The following is a 21,985-nucleotide window of genomic DNA, read 5'->3' on the forward strand; positions in this document are numbered from 1 at the left end:
TGATATGAATCTTGGACATAGGCCCTGCGGCACTGGTCTCCTCACCCCATGAGCGAAGCCGAACGCCCCACTGCCCGCAGACGCCGCAGAACCGGCACGAAGACCCGGACAGCCATTGCAGCGGCCGTGGCACTGACCGTCGTCGCGGGCGGGGCGTACGCCGCCGGACTGGGCCCGTTCGCCCCCGGCCCGCCGGTCCCCGACCCCTCCGCCACGGCCCAGGCGCGGGCCTTCCTGGTCGACTGGGCCGAAGGACGCATGCCGGACGCGGGCGGGCGCACCACCAGCCCCGACCAGGCCAAGGACGTGCTGCGCAACTTCACCTCCGGACTCGGGATCAGCAAACCGCAGCTGACCCCGGCGTCGGCCACGGTCGCGAAGGACGGCGCCGTCCTCGTCCCGTTCACCGCCAAGATGCCCGTCGCCGACCTCGGCACCTGGACCTACGACTCGCAAATCCCCCTGCGCAAGCAGGAAGACGGCTCCTGGAAGGTGGACTGGCAGCTCTCCCTCGTCCACCCGCACCTCAGCGACACGGACAAGTTCCGCCTGGACCGCGAGGGCGGCGACGCCCCCAGGATCACCGACCGCGGGGGAGCCGCACTGTCCAAGGACGCGCACCCCTCCCTGGGGCCCGTGCTCACCCAGATAGCCAAGGCCGCCGGCGCCGGTCCGCGCGGTGCGATCCAGCGCGTCGACCGCGCCACCGGGGACGTCAAGGGCACGGAGATCGCCTTCGGGAAGGAGAACCCCTCCCGCCCGGCGGACAAACCCATCGGTACCACCCTCGACTCCGCCTGGCAGACGGCCGCCGAGAAGGCCCTCGCCGCCAAGGCGGACGGAAAGAACGCCGCGCTGGTCGCCCTGCGGATCGACAACGGCGAGATCCTCGCCGTGGCGAACTCCCCGTCCGGATTCAACCGCGCGGTCTCCGGCACCTACGCACCCGGCTCCACCTGGAAGATCGTCACCACCAGCGCGCTGATGCTCAAGGACGCGGTCAAGCCGCAGGACACCGTGGACTGCCCCAAGTACCTGACCGTCGGCAAGGAGTTCCACAACGTCGAGACGTCCGAACACCGCAACGCCACGTTCCTCCAGGACTTCACCGAGTCGTGCAATACCGCCTTCATCAGCCTGCGCGACAAGCTCGGCGACCCGGAACTGGGCGACATCGCCAAGAAGTACTTCGGCGTCGGCCAGGAATGGCACACCGGCATCCCCTCGTTCGACGGGTCGGTCCCGCCGCCCCGCGACGACACCGAGAAGGCCGCCTCGATGATCGGACAGGGCAGGGTGCTGGCCAACCCGCTGATCATGGCATCCGTCACCGCGACCGCGGTCTCCGGAACGTTCCACCAGCCCACGGTCACGCGCGGGAACAAGGACGCGACCACGACGACTGCACTCCCGCAGCCCGTGGTTAAGCAGCTGCGGGAGATGATGCGCGCCACCGTCACCGACGGCACGGCCAAGGTCCTGGCCGACCTGCCCGGGAACGTCGGGGCGAAGACCGGCACCGCCGAGGTCACCGAGAACGACCCCAACAACGGCTGGATCGTGGCCCATCGCGGCAATGTGGCCATCGCCTGCGTCGTCGAACAGGGCAAGACCGGCGGCGGCTCCGCAGGGCCCGTCGTCCACAGCCTCCTGTCCGCTGTCACCTCCGACCCGTCATGACCCGCTGAACGACCCCGACAGGACAACCATGAACAAGCCGATCCGGCGCATAGCCGTCTTCTCCGGGGTCATGGTGCTGGCCCTGCTCCTGCAGGCCACCTGGGTCCAGTTCGTCAGGGGCGACAGCCTGGCCGGCGATCCGCACAACCGGCGCGCGCAGATGGCCGCCTACGCCCAGCCCCGCGGCAACATCATCGTCGGCGGGGAACCGATCACGGACTCCGTGGCCACGTCGAACTCGGACTTCGCGTACAAGCGCTCCTTCAAGGACGGCCCCATGTACGCGCCGATCACCGGCTATTCCTCCCAGGCCCAGGGCAGCGTCTTCCTGGAGGGCGTCTACAACGACCTGCTCACCGGAAAGGACGAGCGGCTCTTCACCGGGCCCCTCGACATGCTGACGGGCAAGAAGCCGCGCGGCGGCGACATCGTCACCACGATCGACCCGGCGGCGCAGAAAGCCGCCTACAAGGGGCTGACGGACCTGAACGCCAAGGGCGCGGTGGTCGCCCTGGACCCGCGCACCGGCAAGATCCTCGCCATGGCGAGCACGCCGTCCTACGACCCTTCCGGCTTCGCGGGCATGACCAACAAGGAGGGGGAGGAGTTCAAGAAGCTGGACCAGGACAAGGACAAGCCCTTGAGCAACCGGGCGATCCGCGAGACCTACCCGCCCGGATCGACGTTCAAGATCCTCACAGCGGCGGCGGCTCTCGAGAACGGCACCGTCACCGACATCAACGCCTCGTCGGGAGCACCGGCCCCGTACCGGCTTCCGCTCAGCACGACGGAAATCGGCAACGTCGTCCCCAACTCGCAGTGCGACCGCGTCTCGATGAAGACGGGCATGCAGTGGTCGTGCAACAACGTCTTCCTCGACGCAGCACTCAAGACCGGCAAGGACAAGATGCGCGAGACGGCCGAGAAGTTCGGCTTCAACAAAGAGCAGTTCACCCCCGTCCGCACGGCGGCGAGCGCCTATCCCGACAAGCTGGACAAGCCGCAGACCGCACTCACCGGAATGGGCCAGGGCAGCCTGGCCACCACACCGCTGCAGATGGCGATGGTCACCGCCGGGCTGGCGAACAACGGCAAGGTGATGAAGCCCTACATGGTGGACGAACTGCGCGGCGCCGACCTGTCCACGATCGAGAAGACCGAACCCGAGGTGCTGAACCAGGCCGTCTCCGAGAACACTGCGAAGAAGGTGCAGGAGATGATGGAGTACACGGTGACCGACGGCACGGGCGACAAGGTCCGCATCGAGGGCGTCACGGTGGGCGGCAAGCCCGGCACCGCCCAGCACGGCGCGGACGTCCGCGACGAGCGGCCGTACGCCTGGTTCGTCTCCTACGCCAAGCTCCCTGACGGTTCGTCCCCCGTGGCGGTCGCCGTCCTCGTCGACCCCAAGGACATGAACATCTCGCGCTCCGACATCGCCGGCGGCCGGCTGGGGGCGCCGATCGCCAAGGTCGTGATGAAAGCGGTGCTGGACCGGTAAAGCACGGTAAAAGCGGCCTGTACGCTCGGGAATCCCGAACGAGCACACAGGCCGCTTTCGTGCGCGCCGGAAGACAGTCCCGACGGTCCCGGCGTTCTTAAATTTCTCTCAAAACGCTTTGCCACCATTCGGTCATGCGCACATACCGGACCAGCGCCCCGACCTCCGGCGCCTCCCTTTCCGTCGTCATCGGTGCGGGCGGCACCGGGGGACACATATATCCTGGGCTCGCACTCGCCGATGCATTGCGAAAAGCCGTCCCCGATGCGGTGATTTCCTTCGTGGGGACCGAGCGCGGTCTGGAGACCACGCTGATCCCCGCAGCCGGATACCGGCTGCACACCGTCGACATGATCCCCTTCGACCGCTCACTGGGCGCCAAGCGGTACACGCTCCCCGCCGCGCTGCTGAAGTCCGGCGCCCAGTGCCGGACCATCCTGCGTGACCAGGGGGCCCACGTCGCGGTCGGGATGGGCGGATATCCCAGTGCCCCCGTGATCGTCGGGGCCCGCATGGCGGGACTGCCCAGTCTGGTGCACGAGTCCAACGCGGTGCCGGGCCGGGCCAACAAGTTCGCCGCCCGGCTCACCCCGCACATCGCCCTGGCCTTCGACCGCAGCCGCGGCCATCTGGCCGGCGGCGAGCGGGCCGAGACCGTCGGCATGCCCCTGTCCGGACCCCTGGCCGGCCTGGACCGCGCGGTACTGCGGGCGCAGGCCAGAAAGGAGTTGGGCATCCCCGACCGTGCCCGGATGCTGCTGGTCAACGGCGGCAGCCTGGGCGCGGCACGGTTGACGGAGGCTGCCCTCGGGCTGGCGGCCCGCCACCGCACCCGCACCGACCTGCGCATCCTGGTCAAGACGGGACCTGCGGCCCTGGACGAGGCGCGGGCCCGGCTCCTCGCGGAAGGCGGGGACGCCGTCGCCGAGGCGGTCCCGTACCTGGACCGCATGGACCTCGCCTACGCGGCCGCCGACCTGGTGCTGTGCCGGGCCGGTTCGGCCACCGTCGCGGAACTGGCCACCACCGGCATGCCGGCCGTCCTCGTCCCGTACCCCCACGCCCCGGGCGACCACCAGACCCACAACGCCCGCGTGCTCTCCGACGCCGGCGCAGCCCTTCTGCTGCCCGACGCACAGACCAGCGCCGAGAGCCTGGACGCGCTCGTCACCCCGCTGCTCGACAACCCCGCCCGGCTGCACGCCATGAGCCGCGCCGCCGACCCCGGCACTCACGCACAGGCCGCCGACCTGCTGGCCGCCAAGGTCATCGCCCTCGCCGGCACCCCCCGGCCCGCCGGCACCACCAACCCGTTCCAGGAGTCCGCATGAACACCCAGACCGCGAAGACGCACACCACTTGGAAGGGCCGCACGGTCCTGGTCACCGGCGCCGAAGGCTTCATCGGCTCCACCCTCGTCGACCTGCTCGTCGAACAGGGCGCAACCGTCCGCGCGTTCGTCCACTACAAGCCGTACGCCGAAAAGGGCCACCTCGCCCACCACCTGGACCCCGCCGGCCCCGTCGAGATGATGGCGGGCGACGTCCGCGACGCGGGCCGCGTGATGGACGCCGTGGCCGGCTGCGACACCGTCTTCCACCTCGCCGCCCTGATCGGCATCCCCTACAGCTACGACTCGCCCGGCGCCTACGTCCAGACCAACGTCGTCGGCACCGAGAACATCGCCGAAGCCTGCCGCCGCCACTCGGTGCGCAGCCTCGTGCACACCTCCACCAGCGAGGTCTACGGCACCGCCCTGACCGCCCCCATCAGCGAGGACCACCCCCTCCAGCCCCAGTCCCCCTACTCCGCCTCGAAGATCGGCGCGGACATGATGGCACTCTCCCACTGGCACGCCTTCGAACTGCCCGTCACCGTCGTACGGCCCTTCAACACCTACGGCCCCCGCCAGTCGGCCCGCGCTGTCATCCCGACCATCCTCGCCCAACTCCACTCCGGCGCACGCGAGATCAAGCTCGGCTCGCTGACGCCCACGCGGGACTTCACCTACGTCACCGACACGGCAGCGGGCTTCATGGCGATGGCCGACTGCGACCGCGCCCTCGGCGAAGTGGTCAACCTGGGCACCGGACGCGAGATCGCCATCGGTGACCTCGCCCAGGCCCTCATCACCGCCTCCGGACAGGAGGCCGAGGTCGTCGTGGACCCGGCACGGCTGCGGCCCGCAGGCAGCGAAGTACAGCGACTGCTCTCCGACAACTCCCGAGCCCGTGAGTGGGCGGGCTGGGAACCGCAGATGTCTCTGGAGGACGGCCTGAAGCACACCTCGGCCTGGGTCGCGGAGCACCTCCACCTGTTCACACCCCAGAACTACCAGGTCTGAGCGGGCAAGGAAAAGGGGGCCGCCGGCAAGCCGGCGGCCCCCTTCGGTATTCCGCTAACCGACGGGAGCCTCATTGAGTGCGCTCTTGGGGAACTTCTCGTCGATCTGCTCCTGGGTGCAGTCCGGCACCTTCTTCCCCATGGAGTCCGCGTAGTACGCGGTGATCCAGCCCGCGTACTTCGAGTCCAGCTTGTACCAGACGTCGGTGCCGTTGCCCTCGTGATCGTCGTCTATGAACTCCCCCTTGGCCTTGCAGAGGAGACCCACCTTGAGACCGGGGGAGAGGAAGGCTGTCCGCTCGTATTCCCCGCTGGGAGCGCTGCGAACCGTGAGCTGTGCGTTCTGGGTCGTCACCTTCGCGTACAGCGGAAGGCCCGGGGCTGCCAGCGCCGGAGATGCGCCGACAAATCCGATACCCAGCGCAAGAAACGAGGCACAGCCGACGATCTTCAAGTTCCGCTTCACTGTATTCTCCTTCTTCTTTGTGGATGCGCTTCGATGGGCAAAAGGCTTCACCTTCTGCACTTGATCAAGAGTAGTAATCCAGAAAAGTGCGAGCTATCGGCGAACAATGACAGTCCGATGGACTTCCGCTGATTTCTGCAGCACGGTCGTTGATCAACGCAGTCAACTCCGGAATGCATGCAGACGGATGCGCCCAAGTCCGGGCTCTACGCACGCCGTTGGACCCATGTGGCGAGGGAGGACAACGCCATGCAGAGCAGTACGTAGATGGAGCCGAAGACGATGACCATGGGGATGAAGGCGTAGACGCCGTTCACCGGAGGTGTCTGCTGTGCGAAGGACTTGCCGACGAACAGCAGCTCCTCGTAGAGGATGATGAAGCCGAGCGAGGTGTCCTTGAGGGTGACGACGAGCTGGCTGATGATCGAGGGCAGCATGGTGCGCACGGCCTGGGGGACGAGCACGGTGGTCATGGTCTGGGTCTTGCGCAGTCCGAGGGCGGCGGCGGCTTCGCTCTGGCCCCTGGGCACGGCGTTGATGCCGGAGCGGAAGATCTCGGCCTGTACCGAGCCGTTGTAGAGCGTGAGGCCGATGACCAGCGCCCACATCGACGTGGACGTGAAGACGGCTGCGTACAGCAGGAAGATCATGATGAGCAGCGGCATCGAGCGGAAGAATTCCACGACTGCTGTAGCCGCCCAGCGTACGGGTTTGTGGTCGGAGAGCCGGGCGGTGGCCAGTACCGCACCCAGGGCGAGGGAGAGGACGGCGGCGATGGCGAAGGTCTTGAGCGTGGTGAGCAGGCCGTCGACGATCCGCTGCTGGGTGTCGGCGTACTCGTAGGCGCTCCACAGCCCGGCCTGGAACTGTCCTGTGGCGTCGAGGCGGTGGACGATGAAGACGGCCAGACCGAGGAGGACCACGACGGCGACGGCGCCGAGGACCCGGTTGCGTGCCCGTGCCCTCGGCCCGGGGGTGTCGTAGAGGACGCTGGTGCTCATCGGGCCACCGCCAGACGGTTCTCCAGCAGCCGGAACAGGCCGCTGATGGTGAACGTGATGATGATGTAGCAGAGCGCGATCCACGCGAAGATCACGTAAATGTTGTAGCCCGCCGCGGCGTTGAGCGTCTTCTGTACGGAGCCGAGTTCGGCCACGTTGAAGCCTGACGCGATGGCGGTGTTCTTGGCGAGGGCGATCAGCAGGCTGCCGATGGGGGGTACTGCGGTGCGGGTGGCCTGGGGCAGCACGATCTGTGTCAGTGTCTGCCTGAACGTCATGCCGATCGAGCGGGCGGCCTCTGCCTGGCCGACCGGTACCGCATTGATACCGGAGCGTACGGCTTCGCAGATGAAGGCCGAGGTGTAGCACCCCAGGGCCAGCACGGCCAGCCAGAAGGAGTCCCAGCCCTTCAGGCCCAGTGCCGGCAGCCCCAGGGTGACCGCGAGGAAGAGCAGCACCAGCGGGGTGTTGCGCAGCAATGTCACCCACGCCGTGCCGAACGCCCGCAGCGCGGGCACCGGAGAGACACGGAACGCCGCGACGAGGGTGCCCAGCACCAGGGCCAGCAGCGCGCTGAGCGCCGTCAGTTCGACGGTGCCGAGAAACCCTTCGCGGAACATCGCGAAGTTGTCCGACAGAACATTCACATCAAAACTCCGGAAAACATCCGATGGGCGGCGGACCGTGCGGGATCAGTACCGGTCGATCGCAGGCGGCGTCGGGGCAGCGGCACCGGACAGGCCCAAGGTGGCGTCGTAGGCCTTCTTCCAGTCGCCGTTCTTCACGTGCGCCTCGAGAGCGTTGTTGACCGCTTCCCGCAGTGCCTTGTCGTCCTTTTTCAGACCGATTCCGTACGGCTCCTCGGAGAAGGGCTTGCCGACGACCTTCAGCGCGCCCTTGTTCTCGGCTGCGTAGCCCTTGAGGATCGAGTCGTCGGTGGTGACCGCGTCCACCGTGCCGTTGACGAGGTCCTGGACGCACAGCTGGTAGCCCTGCTGCGCCTTGGCCTCGGCCACGTCGTACTTGGAGTCCTTGATCCGCTCGAGCGCAGTGGATCCCGTGACCGAGCAGACCTTCTTGCCCTTGAGGTCCTCCGGCCCCTTGATGGAGCTGTCGGCCTTCACCAGCAGGTCCTGGCCGGCGACGTAGTACGGGCCACCGAAGCCGACCTGCTTCTTGCGCTCGTCGTTGATCGTGTACGTACCGACATAGAGATCGATGCCGCCGCTGGCGAGCTGTGTCTCCCGGGCCTCCGAGGGCACCGTCTTGAAGACGATGTGCTCCTCGTCGAAGCCGAGTTCGGCCGCGATCATCCGGGCGATCTCCACGTCGAAGCCCGAGCGCTTCTTGGTGCCCGGATTCTCGAAACCGAGGCCGGGCTGGTCGGCCTTGGTGCCGATCGTGATCTTCTTGCCTCTGATCTTGTCGAAGACCGGCGAATCCTTGATATCGGCTGCGGTGTTCACCGTGTACTTCGGCGCCTCGGGGGTGGGGGAGCCGCCGCCGGCGCTGTCGGACTGATCGCCGGGGTTGCCCGACTTGCCGCAGGCGGTCGCCGTCACGGCAAGTGTCAGCGTCACAGCAGTCGTTGCGACAACATTGCGAATCTTCATGAGATGCCCTTCATGGCTCAACGGTGATGCGGGGTGGCAGATGCGGCGGCGAGGAACCGAGGGAAGACGGCTCTTGACGTCAGTGGTGGAGGATCTTCGACAGGAAGTCCTTGGCCCGGTCGCTGCGGGGGTTGCTGAAGAACTGGTCCGGTCGTGCTTCCTCGACGATGCGGCCGTCGGCCATGAAGACCACCCGGTGTGCGGCGGAGCGGGCGAAGCCCATCTCGTGGGTGACGACGACCATGGTCATGCCGTCCCGGGCGAGCTGCTGCATGACCTCCAGGACCTCGTTGATCATCTCCGGGTCCAGGGCCGAGGTCGGCTCGTCGAAGAGCATCACCTTGGGGCCCATCGCGAGCGCCCGGGCGATGGCCACGCGCTGCTGCTGACCGCCGGACAGCTGTGCGGGGTACTTGTCCGCCTGGCCGCCCACACCCACCCGCTCCAGCAGGGTGCGGGCGGTGGCCTCGGCCTCCTTGCGGTCCTTCCTGCGGACCTTGGTCTGCCCCAGCACCACGTTCTCCAGAACGGTTTTGTGGGCGAAGAGGTTGAAGGACTGGAAGACCATCCCCACGTCCGCCCGCAGCCGCGCCAGCTCCCTGCCCTCCTGGGGCAGCGGACGGCCGTCGATCGTGATGGAGCCCGAGTCCGTGGTCTCCAGCCGGTTGACCGTCCGGCACAGCGTCGACTTGCCCGACCCCGACGGGCCGATGACGACCACGACCTCACCGCGCGCGATGGTCAGATCGATGTCCTGGAGCACGTGCAGCGCGCCGAAGTGTTTGTTGACCTTGTTCAGGACGACCAGTGCATCCGCGGCGGGCCGGCCGGAATCGGGTCGATACGTTGGGATTTCTGGCGGCTGCAGGTGCTCTGGCATATGGACTCCCGTCCCTGTCTTCTCAGGCGCTTGCACCTCGTGAACCGATAGGTGTTCACAAGGAATCTTTGGTCATGCGGGGATGCGACCCGGTAGCTTTGGGGAGGGGATTCACACGACACGCTTCAATGAGGCCGTCACGGAATTCTTCCGGCTTCCTGACCGACGTGGGAACGGCGTTGAGCACATCCGTATCGACCGATCCCTCACGTTGCCGACCAGCAGGAAGAACCTGTCCGGGCGTCAAGAGCGCGGGGGTGCTTCATGAGAACACCCGTCCTTATGGCGGGTCAATAGGCCGGCTCAAGAAAATCCTGTATATCGGCTGCAGTGTGTTCTGTTCCAGGGCTTCGGAAAAGCTTCGGAAAACGCGAACCCCGCTCCGGAAAACCGGGATCGCTCACGATGGCAGGGATGGCTTTTCCGGTGTCGAGAGCCAGGCTGTGAACAGGTTCCTCAGGCTCCGGCCGGAGGTCAGTTCGGCGAGGCGGATGAAGTCTTCGGTGCTCGCATTGCCGTAGCGGTGCTGCCTTGTCCACAGCGGCAGCAGCCGGAAGAAGGCTCGGTCGCCGATTCGTTCGCGGAGTACCTGCAGGGTCATCGCGCCGCGCTGGTAGATGGACCGGGAAAACATGGTGTCGCGCTGAGGATCGGCGATGTTGATCCTCCAGAGGGGATCTCCGGCCTCGTGGGCGTTGTAGGCGTCGCGGAAGAACTGATGGGCGGTGTACCGGCCTTTGTGCTCGTCCCAGAGCCACTCGGCGTAAGTGGCGAATCCTTCGTTGAGCCAGATGTCCTTCCACTGGCGAACCGAGACGGAGTTGCCGAACCACTGGTGGGCGACTTCGTGGACGATGGTCGACTCCGACCGTACAGCTGAGTAGCTGGGCTTGGTCTGGGTCTCCAGGGAGAAGTGTGCATCCGGCATGTCGTCGACGATGGCTCCGGTCTCTTCGAAGGGGTACGGGCCCAGGACACGGGAGCAGTAGTCGGTGGCTTCGGCAGTGACGTCGTAGACATCGACGCCGCCCGTGGCCAGCGCTGGGTTCATCGCGACGTAGAGGGGGACACCGCCGGGGGTCGTGCCGGTTCTCACGGCAAGTTTCCCCAGGGCGATCGTGGCGAGGTAGGGAGCCATCGGACGGCTCTCCCGCCAATGGGTGACGGTGGTGTTCGCATGTGTCTCGGTGCCGAGAAGCCGGCCGTTGGAGACGGCGGTAAGGCCCTTGGGAGCCGTGATCCGGATGTCGAAGGTGGCTTTGCCGGACGGGTGGTCGCTGGAGGGGAACCACGTGGAGGCGCCGTTGGGTTCGCCGCCGACGAAGACGCCGTCCTTGGTTCTCATCCAGCCGTACGCGGAGCCGAAGAAGATGGGGCCGCGCAGCGGTTGGGGTATGCCGCCGTACGTGACGGTGGTTGTGAAGCGGTGCCCCTTGGCCAGGGGATGCCGGGGGCGTATGCGTATCTCGTCGCCGTCGTGGGTGAAGGCGGCGCGTCGGCCGTCCACCTCGACTGAGGCAACCGTCAGTTGCTGGAGGTCGAGGTCGAAAGAGGAGAGGTCTTGTGTGGCCTGCGCGGTCACGGTCGTACGCCCGGAGAGGCGGCCGTTCTGCGGCGTGTAGGCGACATCCAGGTCGTAGTGCAGAGCGTCGAAGCCGCCGTTGCCGAGGCGGGGGAAATAGGGGTCGCCGACGCCCACGGCGCCGGGGGAGGGGGGAGGCGAGGCGGGTGCACTCGCGATCACCCAGACGTACACCGCCGTCGTGGAGGCGGCTGCCGCGGTGGCCAGGGCAACCAGCCTGGACCGGACCGGTCGGTGCCGGATCAATCGGGAGAGCGCCATGGCCGTCCCTTCGGACATGAGGGCCCAGGGTGGCGAGCCTCGCCGGCTCTGCATCATCTCGTCATGCGCACGCCATTGTCGTGTGGTTGTGGACCAGGAGTCAGCCTTCCACAGGTGACACTTGGGCGCACCTCGGCCGCCCGCCGGACATTGTTCTGGGAATCGTGAAGGAACGTGAATGCAAGCGAAGCCGGCAGGCCGGGTGTAACCGAACGCTCATAGTGCGCGCAATGTCCTGTCACTCGCCTTGCATATGGTGAAAGCCAATCGGAGCTCACCCCGGATTCCGTTTGGTCGGCAGGGTCGGATCGTGAGAGGTGGTCAATGGCGAAACACGCCGGACGGCGTGTCGGTGAGGCCGGACATGGCAAGAGGAAAAGGCGCCGCAGGCGCCGCCGTTTCCGTGCTCTCCCGGTTCTCAGGGTCGCGGCCGTGGGTGTTGTGGTCCTTGCGGCATGGAGGGGCCTCGGCTGGTACGGAGAACAGCAGTCGGAGGCCTGGCCTGGCGACCTTGGTGCGGGCTCGGCGAGTTCACCCGAAACTCCCGCGCCCTCGCCGCCCGCGTCTCCGTCCGCGACTCCGGAGATCCCCGTGCCCGCCGAGGGCAGCGGGACCTTCCGCACGGCCCGGGTCGGCGCGGAGCCCGTGGGAAAGGGCACGGTCCGCCGGTACAAGGTCGAGGTCGAGGAGGGCATTCAGTTGTCCGCCCCGGACGCGGCCAAGGAGATCGCCGGCGTCCTCGCCGATCCGCGCGGCTGGACCAGGGACGGGGTCAACGCCTTCCAGCTCGTCTCCTCGGGGGACGCCGACTTCGTCGTGAAGATCGCCACGCCGGGCACCGTGGACCGCATCTGCGGTGAGGCGGGCCTCAAGACCAAGGGTGAGGTGAACTGCAACGTCGGTTCGACCGTCGTCGTCAACCTCAAGCGCTGGGTGCACGGTTCGGACAAGTTCCCCGGACCGATCGGGGAGTACCGTGCGCTGATCGTCAATCATGAGGTGGGGCACCGGCTGGGTCACGGTCACGAGACCTGCCCGGGGCCGGGAAAGCCCGCTCCCGCGATGATGCAGCAGATAGACGGCCTCAAGGGCTGCGTCGCCAACGCCTGGCCGTACGACAAGGGCGGTTCGTACCTCGGCGGCCCGGCCGTTCCATGAACTGCCGTGAGAGTGCACGGACTTCGCCGGACGGGCGGACACGGTACATCCGGTGGATGGGAAGCGTTCACTTCGACGTCACAGAACATCCGCAAGGTCCCCATTACTGCAACTCGGTGCAGATTTTTCCGAATCAACCCGATGGGGCCTCATGTCCAGTAGTCCTTCCCGCCGTACCGTCCTCGCCGTCACCGCTGCCTCCGCCGCAGCCGCGGCAACTGCCGTACCCTTCGCAGGTGTCGCCCACGCCGATCCCGCTCCGGGCAGGGGCAATGGGCGGAACAAGGTGCTCGTCGTCGGCATGGACGGCCTGTGCCATGACCGGCTCGGCCGCGCCTCGACGCCGCACATCGACTCCCTCGCCGCCGACGGGACGTTCGGCACCAGCCTGCTGTACGCCCGGCCGATGGCCAGGACGGACTCGGGGCCCGGCTGGTCGACCATCTCCTGCGGCGTCTGGCCCGACAAGCACCGGGTGACCGACAACGATTTCGGGGGCGACTACGACACCTACCCGTCCTTCATGAAGCGCATCGCCGAAGTGCGTCCCAAGCTGTCGACGTACGCCGGGGTCTCGTGGACGCCGCTCGCCACCGAGGGAACCTTCGACGGCGCCGGCGAGATCTACGCTCCCTCCGGGGCGACCCTGGAGAAGGACCGGTTGGTCACCCGCCGCACCGTCCAGTTGTTGAAGGAGCAGGACCCCGACGTCATGTTCGTCCACCTCGACAACACCGACTCGGTGGCGCACAGCCACGGTGTCGACGGTCCGCACTACGCCGAAGCCATGGCCACCGCCGACGGCCTGCTCGGCGAGATGCTGCTGGCCATCGCCTCCCGCCACGACCGGAAGCGCTGGACCGTGATCGTCACCACCGACCACGGGCACGTGCCCGCAGGCGGTCACGGCGGCAGTTCCATCGCCGAACGTTCCACGTTCGTCCTGGCCAAGGGGCCGGGCATCCCCGCCGGCGCGCGTCCGCACGACACACGTCTTGTCGACGTCGCCGCCACCGTCCTCCACCAGCTCGGCGTCACCCCGCGTCCCGGATGGAAGCTGGACGGCAAGCCGCTCCAGCAGCGCGCCGCCGACGACTTCGAGGCGCTGTACGCCCGCCTGCAGCAGCGCGAGGACGAAGTAGGCATTCCCGAGGACGTGCGGGGCTGGACGCATACCGCACCCGCCGGGTGGTCGGTGATCAACACCTCGATGGGCGGGGGAGGAACCACCGAATGGCGCGGCTGGTCCTTCGCCACCGACGAGTTCTGGAGTGCCACCCGCCGGGACGAGCAGCGTGAGCTGAACGTCCGCGCCCGCGGCGTCTTCGCCGCCGCCGACGCCGCTCGCTGGGCCTCCCGCCCGCACTCCGGCCCCTTCGAGTCCACGCTGGTGACCCCGGCGCATCAGGTGCGTGGGAAGAACGAGGTGCGCCTCGAGCACACTTCGCTCTACCGGCACGTCGACGGTCAACGCGCCGAGATACTCGCCTCCTTCGACGGCCGGACGCCCATGGTGGTCGACACGCTCACCACCGATCTCCCCTCCACGGCAGCCTCGGTGACCGTTCCCGTGCCGGCGAAGGCCTCGACGGTCAGCTTCCGTTTCCGCTTCGGCGGAGACCGCGGCTGGTTCTGGACGATCGACGCGGTCAAGGTCACTGCGTCATGACATGTACCGATTTATTTATAACGAAAAGGTAACGGGTCTAGTCCCGCATTGCAGGTCTGTTCATCTCCCTGTCGCTTGACATCAGGCTCCCAGTCACTTTGCCACCTGAACGTCATGGCCATGAGAGTCATCGTCGTGGGAGCCGGAGTGCTGGGAACCATGCACGCCTGGCAAGCAGTGCAGCGGGGCCACGAAGTGGTCCACATCGAGCGCGAGACCGAGGCGCGGGGCGCCTCGGTCCGCAACTTCGGACTGATCTGGGTGAGCGGGCGCGCGGACGGTGAGGAACTGGCGACCGCCCTGCGCGCCCGCGAACTCTGGGAGGACATCGGGGTCCGCGTCCCCGGACTGGGCTTCCGGCCCAGCGGATCCCTCACCGTCGTCAAGAACGAGGCCGAATGGGCCGTCGCCGAGGCTGCCGCCGGCCGCCCCGGCGCCGACGACCGCGGCTGGGAACTGCTGGACGCGGCCGAGGCCCGTGAACTGAACCCCGCGCTGCGCGGCGACTTCCTCGGTGCGCTGTGGTGCGAGCAGGACGCCGCAGTCGAGCCGCGGACCGCTCAACGCGAGCTGAAAAAGGCGCTGTTGCAGTCCGGCCGCTACACCTGGCTCGGCGGACGCGAGGTCCGCGACGTGGTGGGCGAGAGCGCCGTACGCGACGACCATGGCGAGGTCCACCGCGGCGACGCCGTGGTGCTGTGCACCGGCGCCTGGCTCGGGGGACTGGTCCGCGAGCTGGTCCCGGACCTGCCGGTGCGGCGCGTCCGCCTGCAGATGATGCAGACCGAACCGCTCGGCGAGGTTCTGCCCACCGCCGTGGCCGACGCCGACAGCTTCCGCTACTACCCCGCCTACGCGGGTGACGCCCTGACCGCCCTGGCCGCGGCACAGCCGCAGACGCCGACGGCCGCCGAGCACAAGATGCAGCTGCTGATGGTGCAGCGCGCCGACGGCTCTCTGACCGTCGGCGACACCCACGCCTACGAGACGCCCTTCGACTTCGACGTCACCGAGGAGCCCTACCGGCACCTGCAGGACGTCGTCGCATCGATCCTCGGCCGACCGCTGCCCAGGATCCGCCGACGGTGGGCAGGAGTGTACGCACAGTGCACCGACACCTCCCGCGTCGTCCACCGCCAGCAGGCCCGCGAGGGCGTCTGGCTGGTCACCGGGCCCGGCGGGCGCGGCATGACCTGTTCCCCGGCGATAGCCGAGACCACTGCGAACGAACTGGGATGGTGAGCGAGTTGAACGAGCGGATCTCCTTGGTGGTGCTGGACATGGCGGGCACCACGGTCGCCGACGACGGCCTGGTGGAACAGGCATTCAGCGCAGCGGCCCAGCGTCTGGGCGTCGAACCGGGCACCGCCGGTCACGCGGAGAAGCTGGACTACGTCCGCGCCACCATGGGCGAGTCCAAGATCTCGGTCTTCCGCTACCTCTTCGACGACGAGGCACAGGCCCAGCGGGCCAACACCGCCTTCGAGGATGCCTACGGGGAACTGGTCGACGCCGGCCGCATCGCCCCCGTACCGGGAGCCCGCGAGACCATCGAGACCCTGCGCGACACCGGGCACACGGTCGTGCTGACCACCGGCTTCGCACGCGTCACCCAGGACGCGATCCTGGACGCGCTCGGCTGGCGCGACCTGGCCGACCTGACCCTCTGCCCGGCCGACGCCGGCGGCCGCGGACGCCCCTACCCCGACATGGTCCTCGCCGCGCTGCTGCGCACCGGGGCCGCGGACTCCGTCCGGCAGATCGCCACCGCCGGCGACACCTCCTACGACATGCTCTCCGGCACCCGCGCGGGCGCCGGCGTCGTGGCCGGGGTGCTCACCGGCGCACACACCGCACGGACGTTGAACAACTCCGGCGCCACGCACGTCCTCGACTCCGTCGCGGAGCTGCCCGCGCTGCTGGCAAGGGGAGTGACGTGACCGCCGCGCGGGGAGCGGGAGTCCGCTTCGAGGGCGTAACCGTTGCCTACGGAGACAACGTTGTCCTGGACGCCTTCGACCTGACCGTCGAACCGGGCGAGGTGATGGCCCTGCTCGGGCCGTCCGGCTCCGGCAAGACCACGGCACTGCGGGCGGTCGCCGGATTCGTCCAGCCCACCGCAGGACGCGTGCTGATCGGCGGCCGCAACGTCACCGGACTGCCGCCGTTCCGGCGCGGCATCGGCATGGTCGTCCAGCAGTACGCGCTCTTCCCGCACCTCAGGGTCGTCGACAACGTCGCCTTCGGGCTGCGGGCCCAGAAGGTGCCACGCGCGAAGATTGCCGGACGGGTGGCCGAGGCCCTGGACATGACCGGCATGGCCGACTACGCCCAGCGCTACCCGCGCGAGCTCTCCGGAGGCCAGCAGCAGCGCGTCGCCATCGCCCGCGCACTCGCCATCCGCCCGCAGGTGCTCCTCCTGGACGAGCCGCTGTCCGCCCTCGACGCCCAGCTGCGCTCGGGCATGCTCGCCGAACTCGCCCGGCTGCACCGCGAGTTGCCGGACGTGTCCATGATCTACGTCACCCACGACCAGGTCGAGGCCCTGACGCTGGCGGACCGCATCGCCGTCATGGACAAGGCGCGGCTCCAGGACTGCGGGACACCGCAGGAGCTCTACCGCCGTCCGCGCACCGAGTTCACCGCGTCCTTCGTGGGCAACGCCAACCTCCTTCCGGTGACGGTGGGTTCGGCGGACAGTGTGGACTTCTCCGGCACGCGGCTCTCGGCCACCGTGAACGGGGCTGCATCCGGGGCGCAGGCCACCTTGTGCATACGCCCTCACCTCATCGGTCTCGGGGACGGCCCCAACGCCCTGCGCGGCACGGTCGCCGAGGTCCAGTGGCGCGGCTCCACCCACCGCCTCCACGTGGACGTGGCCGGGCAGCAGATCAAGGCGGACGTGCGCGAACTGCGCGAGACGCCCGCGCCCGGCGACGAGGTGACGCTGACCTTCGCCCCCGAGGACGCCGTCCTGATCGGCGCAGGGGTGGCCCATGGCTAGGGCGTGCCCCAGGGCGGCACGCCTGCCCGCAGCCGTGTGGGCGCTGCCGCCCGTCGCGGCACTGGGACTGGTCTTCCTCTACCCCCTTGCGCTGGTCGTCCAGCAGTCCTTCACCACCGAGGCGGGAGAGACCTCCCTCCAGCCCTACGCCAAGGTCTTCGCCTCGGCCGCGTTCAGGGATGCGCTGGGGACGACGGTGTGGCTGGCCGTGGGATCCACCGTCGGCTGTCTGGTGCTCGGCTTCGTCCTCGCACTGATCGTCGCCTTCGTGCCGTTCCCCGGCAGCAAGGCGGTCGCGAAGTTCATCGACGTCTTCCTCTCCTTTCCCTCCTTCCTGATCACTCTCGCCCTGCTGTTCGTCTACGGCACCGTCGGCATGGCCAACGGACTGTGGACCGACGCCACGGGCGCCGCGACCGGACCCTTCCAGTTCCTCAACACGCCCTGGGGCGTTCTGCTCGCCGAGATCACGTACTTCACCCCGTTCGTGATGCGGCCCCTGCTCGCCGCCTTCTCCCAGATGGAGACGGCGCAGCTGGAAGCGGCGTCCTCGCTCGGTGCCCGCCCTGCGCGGATCATCCGCCAGGTGATCCTGCCCGAGGCGCTGCCGGCCCTGGCGGCAGGCGGAAGCCTGGTCCTCGTCCTGTGTCTCAACGAGTTCGGCATCGTGCTGTTCACCGGCGCCAAGGGCGTCACCACGCTGCCGGTGCTCGTCTACAGCAAGGCGATCCTCGAATCCGACTACACCGCCGCCTGTGTCGTGGCCGTGGTCAACATCGCGATCTCCGTGGGCCTCTACAGCCTGTACCGGGGGGTGAGCCGACGTGCTGGTGCATAGCCGAACGGGCCGCTGGGCCTCCTGGGCCGTCTTCTTCGGCCTCTTCCTGCCCGTCTTCGCGCTTCCGCTGGCGGTCGTCGCCGCGGCGTCCTTCGCCACGAACTGGTCCGGCGCCCTCCCCTCGGGGCCGACCCTGGACAACTACGCCGCCGCCACCCGCGGGGAGTCGCTGCAGGCGCTGATCACCAGCCTGGTCACGGCGGTCGGCGCGAGCCTGCTGGCGCTGACCGCGGGGACGTGGTCCGCCCTGGCCGCGGCGGCACTGGGGAAACGTGGCCGGAGCCTGCTGAACACGCTGTTCATGCTGCCGGTCGCCGTACCGTCGGTGGCCGTCGGGCTCGCGCTGCTGGTCGCGTTCAGCAAGCCGCCGATCCTGCTCAACGGCACGTCGTGGATCGTGATCATCGCCCACACGGTGCTGGTCACGGCCTTCGCCCACCAGTCGGTCTCGGCCGCCGTCCGTCGGCTGGACCCGGCCTACGAGCAGGCCGCCGCCAGCCTCGGCGCCCGCCCCGGCTACGTCCTGTGGCGCGTCAGGATCCCCCTGTTGCTGCCCTCGCTCAAGGCGGCTGCAGGCCTGTGCTTCGCCCTGTCCATGGGCGAGTTGAGCGCCACGATGATGCTCTACCCGCCGGGGTGGGTTCCCCTCCCGGTCCAGATCTTCACGGCCACCGACCGGGGATCCCTGTTCGCCGGGTCCGCCCTCGCGGTCGTGTTGCTGACGACGACGCTCCTGGTGCTGCTCGCCGTCTCCCGCATCCGCACCAGAGCCACCTACCGATGACCGGCCCCCGCACCTCCCCTTCGCACAGCAGGAGAACGAACGTCATGCAGCGTTACCTCAAGCCCGCCCTCGCCGTCACCGGCAGCCTCGCCCTCGTCAGCACTCTCGCCGCCTGCGGTGGCGGCTCCTCGTCCGGTTCCGGTGCGAAGACCGTCACGGTCTACAGCGCGGACGGCCTCAAGGGCGAGAAGGGTGACGGCTTCTACGACAAGGTCTTCAAGGACTTCGAGAAGAAGACCGGCATCAAGGTCGAGTACGTGGAAGGCGGTTCGGGAGAAATAGTCCAGCGCGCCGACCGCGAGAAGACCAATACGCAGGCCGACGTGATGGTCACCCTGCCGCCCTTCATCCAGCAGGCCGACGGCAAGGGCCTGCTGGACAAGTACACGCCCGAGAACGCCGACAAGGTGGACGCATCCGACAAGGCCTCCGACGGCAGCTGGACGTCGGTCGTCAACAACTACTTCGGCTTCATCTACAACAAGAAGGAACTGTCCGAGCCTCCCAAGACGTGGGAGGACCTGCTGGACAAGAAGTTCAAGGGCAAGCTGCAGTACTCCACGCCGGGCATCGCCGGCGACGGCACGGCCGTGCTCATCAAGGCGATGCACGACTTCGGCGGCAAGGAGAAGGCCATGGAGTACCTGAAGAAGCTCCAGGCGAACAACGTCGGCCCCTCCTCCTCGACCAGCAAGCTCGCGCCCAAGACCGACAAGGGCGAACTGCTGGTCGCCAACGGCGACGTCCAGATGAACTTCGCCCAGTCCAAGTCCATGCCCAACCTCGGCATCTGGTTCCCGGCCAAGGACGGCGGCAAGCCCACCTCGTTCGCCCTGCCGTACGCGGCCGGGCTGGTCAAGGGCGCCCCGCACAGCGAGAACGGCAAGAAGCTCCTGGACTTCCTGCTCAGCGAGGAGGTGCAGAAGCAGGCCAGCGAGATCGGAGGCGGCTTCCCGTCCCGTACGGACGTGAAGCCGACCGACGAGAACGCCACCAAGCTCGCCGAGATCATGAAGGGCGTGGAGATCTTCACTCCCGACTGGGCGGACATCGACAAGAACCTCAGCGGCTACATCGACGCGTGGAAGGCGGCGACCGGCGGCTGACACAGCGGGACAGCCCGGTGCCCCTAAGACGGGCACCGGGCTTCAGCCGCTCCCGGCCCCCGTGCGTCGAGGGCCGCGGAGGGGCAGAGAGGCCGACAGCTTCCGCCACGGCACCGTTGTGAGCCGACGGGGGAGTCGGACCACGGAGGAGTGTGACCGAGATGCGCGTCAAAGGGGCAACGAGATGATCTTGAGCGTTTAGGTCGTCTGCTCGTCGTGCTTCTTGGTGGCGCGGGTGGAGATCTTCTCCGAGAAGACCCGGGTGCCCCCGGCCTCGCCGAGCGAGTCGAGCTGTGCGTCCAGGGACCGTCGGGCGGTCGAGGCGCGGGCGTAGCCGAGGCGGACGTGTCCGACCGGTTCGGCGCCGGCGCGCACGGGCCGGGGTAGTTCGGTCCACGCCGAGCCCGGCTTGCGTACGGCGGGAGTCGGCACGCTCAGGGCCTTGGCGAGTTGGGGCACGAGGCGGAAGCGGGCGGTGTGGTACTGGATCGCCACCCTGCCCTTCCCGGTCCGACACGGGGAGCCTGCCGGGGCGGCGCAGGTGGACATCGGGCAGTCGTGTGATTCCACACGCTTGAAGTCGTCGGTCACGACCCCGGACTGGTCCATGAGGATGTTTCAGATGCCCAGTTGTTTGCAACAACTCATGAAACATGATCGCCGCAGGTGGACGACCGCCCGGCCGGGTGTTTCATGAGCGACCGCCCAATGCCACGAAGTTAAGGATCACTGGGCCGTGTCCATCGCTGGTTGGGGTGTGATCCGGTAGGTGCCGGGGACGACCTTGATGAGTCGGCCCCGGCTGGCCCAGGCAGACATCTGGACGTAGAAGCTATGCAGCTTCTTCTTGCCGGTGATGCCGAGCGCGGCTGCGAGGTCTTCGGCACGTCGTGCGTGTTCAGGGGCCTGCAGCAGGATGGCCTGCACGATCTGCCAGCGAGTGCCCGTGGATGCCGTGTGTGCGGCCTGAACTGGGGATTTCGATACGGCAGACCGCCGACCAGGGGTGAGGTCCTGCGGTTTTCTGTCCGGCCTGGACGGTGGCTCATGGACGGTCACCTCGACGGTGGTGATGTCGGTACTGGTCAGTGGCCTGTTGTCGTCCGGGCGGCGGTTCCATGCGTGGTAGCGGGAGGTGTCTGCCTTGACAACCCGGGCGCTGAAGCGTGCCCGCCGCGGCGGGAGGAGACCGGCCAGGACAGCTCTGCCAATCCGGCCGACCAGGTCGACCTGATCCGGCGAGGCCGGGGTGAGGACACCGGTGGCGGTGGTGACGGCGTCCCGGGCGGCTTCGAGCGCGATGGTGAATGAGGCCCGGTCGGGGTCGATGCCCGGGCAAGCCTCCGCAGCGGTGACCATGGTGTGCCGGATCGCCTGGTAGAGCTTCAGGAGCGTCCATACCTCCTGCTCGATGCCGAGAGGGTCCTTGGAGCGCAGTACCCGGCCGCGGAGCAGTGTGTGACGCAGGGCGAGGAAAGCGGACTCGACTTCCCAGCGCTCGTGGTAGAGGCGTACCAGTGCCGGTGCGGGGTCGGTGCGGTGGTCGGTCGGCGTGGTCAGCAACCGGTACCGGTCGGCGGTGGTGCTTCCGTCGGCGCCGGTCGCTTTCACCTCGGCCTGGATCACTCGGAGCCTGAGGCCGGCAACCTCGGTGAGGTAGGAGCCGTCGCTCAGTACCGCGAGGACGGGCGGGCGCCGGTAGGAGCGGCAACGCGTCAGGAACTGGCTGCCGGTGGCGGCCACCGCCTCCAGGAAGTAGTTGCTGTCGAAGCCGCGGTCCGCCAGCAGCAGCATGCCCCGGTCGAGCAGGTGCAGCAGCCGCGCGGCGTAAACGGTCTCGCTGGTCTGGGCCGGGCCGAAGGTCGCACCCAGCACACCCCGTGTCCCGGTCTCCACGAGCGCCATCAGCATCATCGTGGGGTAGCCCGCAGGGCCCAGCCGGGACCACAGCTTGCCGAGCCAGTCGCGGTTGCGTTCATGGCCGGGACCTTCAACGAGCCACACCCATCGAAAGCGACGGTCCGCCACCGACGGTACCGGGCACCGGGCGTCGACGGCTGCGCCAGCGGGACCGCCAGCGTCTCGAACAGCGCCTTCAA

The 21,985-nt window shown here is 68.1% G+C and carries 20 protein-coding genes; 12 read left to right on the forward strand and 8 right to left on the reverse strand.

All coding sequences use genetic code 11. The features are described 5' to 3' along the window. The first annotated feature begins 48 nt into the window (after nt 1-48). The 4 genes from ACLHRZ_RS12850 (at nt 49) to ACLHRZ_RS12865 (ending at nt 5,525) form a co-directional block, all read left to right on the forward strand. Nucleotides 49-1,680: a penicillin-binding transpeptidase domain-containing protein gene (locus ACLHRZ_RS12850; protein ID WP_490418505.1), complete on the forward strand. Its 1,632-nt coding sequence runs from the start codon at nt 49-51 to the stop codon at nt 1,678-1,680. 28 nt (nt 1,681-1,708) lie between these two features. Next, entirely contained in the window at nt 1,709-3,181 is a 1,473-nt protein-coding gene (locus ACLHRZ_RS12855) for a peptidoglycan D,D-transpeptidase FtsI family protein (RefSeq protein ID WP_490418506.1), read from the forward strand. Nucleotides 3,182-3,315: 134 nt separating this feature from the next. Further along, on the forward strand, nt 3,316-4,512 hold the full coding sequence (locus tag ACLHRZ_RS12860) for a UDP-N-acetylglucosamine--N-acetylmuramyl-(pentapeptide) pyrophosphoryl-undecaprenol N-acetylglucosamine transferase (protein WP_490418507.1): 1,197 nt from the start codon (nt 3,316-3,318) through the stop codon (nt 4,510-4,512). Further along, the gene (locus ACLHRZ_RS12865; protein ID WP_490418508.1) at nt 4,509-5,525 is read left to right on the forward strand and encodes a GDP-mannose 4,6-dehydratase; all 1,017 of its coding nucleotides are present in this window, start codon (nt 4,509-4,511) and stop codon (nt 5,523-5,525) included. Before ACLHRZ_RS12860 ends, ACLHRZ_RS12865 begins: the two co-directional genes overlap by 4 nt. 54 nt (nt 5,526-5,579) lie before the next feature. On the opposite strand, the gene ACLHRZ_RS12870 is transcribed toward ACLHRZ_RS12865, so the two are convergent. From ACLHRZ_RS12870 to ACLHRZ_RS12895, 6 genes are all read right to left on the reverse strand, one after another. Further along, on the reverse strand, nt 5,580-6,050 hold the full coding sequence (locus tag ACLHRZ_RS12870) for a hypothetical protein (RefSeq protein ID WP_490418509.1): 471 nt from the start codon (nt 6,048-6,050) through the stop codon (nt 5,580-5,582). Between the two features lie 146 nt (nt 6,051-6,196). Further along, nucleotides 6,197-6,991, reverse strand: a complete 795-nt coding sequence (locus tag ACLHRZ_RS12875) for an amino acid ABC transporter permease (RefSeq protein ID WP_490418510.1) — start codon at nt 6,989-6,991, stop codon at nt 6,197-6,199. Beyond that, nucleotides 6,988-7,638, reverse strand: coding sequence for an amino acid ABC transporter permease (locus ACLHRZ_RS12880; RefSeq protein WP_490418511.1), 651 nt, complete (start codon nt 7,636-7,638; stop codon nt 6,988-6,990). Before ACLHRZ_RS12880 ends, ACLHRZ_RS12875 begins: the two co-directional genes overlap by 4 nt. Nucleotides 7,639-7,683: 45 nt before the next feature. Next, nucleotides 7,684-8,604, reverse strand: coding sequence for a glutamate ABC transporter substrate-binding protein (locus ACLHRZ_RS12885; RefSeq protein WP_490418512.1), 921 nt, complete (start codon nt 8,602-8,604; stop codon nt 7,684-7,686). Between the two features lie 79 nt (nt 8,605-8,683). Then, entirely contained in the window at nt 8,684-9,484 is an 801-nt protein-coding gene (locus ACLHRZ_RS12890; RefSeq protein ID WP_490418513.1) for an amino acid ABC transporter ATP-binding protein, read from the reverse strand. A 400-nt stretch (nt 9,485-9,884) separates the two neighbouring features. Next, nucleotides 9,885-11,327 (reverse strand): M1 family metallopeptidase, encoded by a 1,443-nt coding sequence (locus tag ACLHRZ_RS12895; protein ID WP_490418901.1) that lies wholly within the window; start codon nt 11,325-11,327, stop codon nt 9,885-9,887. Between the two features lie 591 nt (nt 11,328-11,918). On the opposite strand from ACLHRZ_RS12895, the gene ACLHRZ_RS12900 reads away from it, so the two are divergent. From ACLHRZ_RS12900 to ACLHRZ_RS12935, 8 genes are all read left to right on the forward strand, one after another. Then, nucleotides 11,919-12,485 carry a DUF3152 domain-containing protein gene (locus tag ACLHRZ_RS12900; protein WP_490418514.1) on the forward strand — a complete coding sequence of 189 codons (567 nt, stop codon included), beginning with the start codon at nt 11,919-11,921 and terminating at the stop codon, nt 12,483-12,485. 151 nt (nt 12,486-12,636) lie between these two features. Further along, a complete protein-coding gene (locus ACLHRZ_RS12905; protein WP_490418515.1) occupies nt 12,637-14,154 on the forward strand; it encodes an alkaline phosphatase family protein in 1,518 nt (505 codons plus the stop codon). A gap of 120 nt (nt 14,155-14,274) precedes the next feature. After that, nucleotides 14,275-15,396, forward strand: coding sequence for a TIGR03364 family FAD-dependent oxidoreductase (locus tag ACLHRZ_RS12910; protein ID WP_490418516.1), 1,122 nt, complete (start codon nt 14,275-14,277; stop codon nt 15,394-15,396). Then, the gene (locus ACLHRZ_RS12915) at nt 15,390-16,094 is read left to right on the forward strand and encodes a phosphonatase-like hydrolase (RefSeq protein ID WP_490418517.1); all 705 of its coding nucleotides are present in this window, start codon (nt 15,390-15,392) and stop codon (nt 16,092-16,094) included. The genes ACLHRZ_RS12910 and ACLHRZ_RS12915 overlap by 7 nt, the downstream gene beginning before the upstream one ends. Continuing rightward, nucleotides 16,091-17,158 carry an ABC transporter ATP-binding protein gene (locus ACLHRZ_RS12920; protein WP_490418518.1) on the forward strand — a complete coding sequence of 356 codons (1,068 nt, stop codon included), beginning with the start codon at nt 16,091-16,093 and terminating at the stop codon, nt 17,156-17,158. Before ACLHRZ_RS12915 ends, ACLHRZ_RS12920 begins: the two co-directional genes overlap by 4 nt. Beyond that, a complete protein-coding gene (locus ACLHRZ_RS12925; RefSeq protein ID WP_490418519.1) occupies nt 17,151-17,996 on the forward strand; it encodes a 2-aminoethylphosphonate ABC transporter permease subunit in 846 nt (281 codons plus the stop codon). The genes ACLHRZ_RS12920 and ACLHRZ_RS12925 overlap by 8 nt, the downstream gene beginning before the upstream one ends. Then, on the forward strand, nt 17,983-18,780 hold the full coding sequence (locus ACLHRZ_RS12930) for an ABC transporter permease (RefSeq protein WP_490418520.1): 798 nt from the start codon (nt 17,983-17,985) through the stop codon (nt 18,778-18,780). The genes ACLHRZ_RS12925 and ACLHRZ_RS12930 overlap by 14 nt, the downstream gene beginning before the upstream one ends. Before the next feature lie 44 nt (nt 18,781-18,824). Beyond that, nucleotides 18,825-19,886, forward strand: coding sequence for a 2-aminoethylphosphonate ABC transporter substrate-binding protein (locus ACLHRZ_RS12935; protein WP_490418521.1), 1,062 nt, complete (start codon nt 18,825-18,827; stop codon nt 19,884-19,886). Nucleotides 19,887-20,084: 198 nt separating this feature from the next. Here the strand turns inward: ACLHRZ_RS12935 and ACLHRZ_RS12940 are convergent, their stop codons facing one another. Both ACLHRZ_RS12940 and ACLHRZ_RS12945 read right to left on the reverse strand, forming a co-directional pair. Further along, the gene (locus ACLHRZ_RS12940; protein ID WP_490418522.1) at nt 20,085-20,495 is read right to left on the reverse strand and encodes a zinc finger domain-containing protein; all 411 of its coding nucleotides are present in this window, start codon (nt 20,493-20,495) and stop codon (nt 20,085-20,087) included. A gap of 117 nt (nt 20,496-20,612) precedes the next feature. Then, nucleotides 20,613-21,890, reverse strand: coding sequence for a transposase (locus ACLHRZ_RS12945; RefSeq protein WP_490418902.1), 1,278 nt, complete (start codon nt 21,888-21,890; stop codon nt 20,613-20,615). Nucleotides 21,891-21,985 lie beyond the last annotated feature (95 nt).

The organism is Streptomyces sp. AM25 (assembly GCF_058146165.1).

Bases quoted from the DNA above. Each gene is read 5' to 3' on its own strand.
- ACLHRZ_RS12865 (WP_490418508.1), top strand. From the start codon at position 4,509: ATGAACACCCAGACCGCGAAGACGCACACCACTTGGAAGGGCCGCACG.
- ACLHRZ_RS12885 (WP_490418512.1), bottom strand. From the start codon at position 8,604: ATGAAGATTCGCAATGTTGTCGCAACGACTGCTGTGACGCTGACACTT.
- ACLHRZ_RS12875 (WP_490418510.1), bottom strand. From the start codon at position 6,991: ATGAGCACCAGCGTCCTCTACGACACCCCCGGGCCGAGGGCACGGGCA.
- ACLHRZ_RS12890 (WP_490418513.1), bottom strand. From the start codon at position 9,484: ATGCCAGAGCACCTGCAGCCGCCAGAAATCCCAACGTATCGACCCGAT.
- ACLHRZ_RS12910 (WP_490418516.1), top strand. From the start codon at position 14,275: ATGAGAGTCATCGTCGTGGGAGCCGGAGTGCTGGGAACCATGCACGCC.
- ACLHRZ_RS12855 (WP_490418506.1), top strand. From the start codon at position 1,709: ATGAACAAGCCGATCCGGCGCATAGCCGTCTTCTCCGGGGTCATGGTG.
- ACLHRZ_RS12925 (WP_490418519.1), top strand. From the start codon at position 17,151: ATGGCTAGGGCGTGCCCCAGGGCGGCACGCCTGCCCGCAGCCGTGTGG.
- ACLHRZ_RS12935 (WP_490418521.1), top strand. From the start codon at position 18,825: ATGCAGCGTTACCTCAAGCCCGCCCTCGCCGTCACCGGCAGCCTCGCC.
- ACLHRZ_RS12850 (WP_490418505.1), top strand. From the start codon at position 49: ATGAGCGAAGCCGAACGCCCCACTGCCCGCAGACGCCGCAGAACCGGC.
- ACLHRZ_RS12940 (WP_490418522.1), bottom strand. From the start codon at position 20,495: ATGGACCAGTCCGGGGTCGTGACCGACGACTTCAAGCGTGTGGAATCA.
- ACLHRZ_RS12895 (WP_490418901.1), bottom strand. From the start codon at position 11,327: ATGGCGCTCTCCCGATTGATCCGGCACCGACCGGTCCGGTCCAGGCTG.
- ACLHRZ_RS12905 (WP_490418515.1), top strand. From the start codon at position 12,637: ATGTCCAGTAGTCCTTCCCGCCGTACCGTCCTCGCCGTCACCGCTGCC.
- ACLHRZ_RS12915 (WP_490418517.1), top strand. From the start codon at position 15,390: ATGGTGAGCGAGTTGAACGAGCGGATCTCCTTGGTGGTGCTGGACATG.
- ACLHRZ_RS12860 (WP_490418507.1), top strand. From the start codon at position 3,316: ATGCGCACATACCGGACCAGCGCCCCGACCTCCGGCGCCTCCCTTTCC.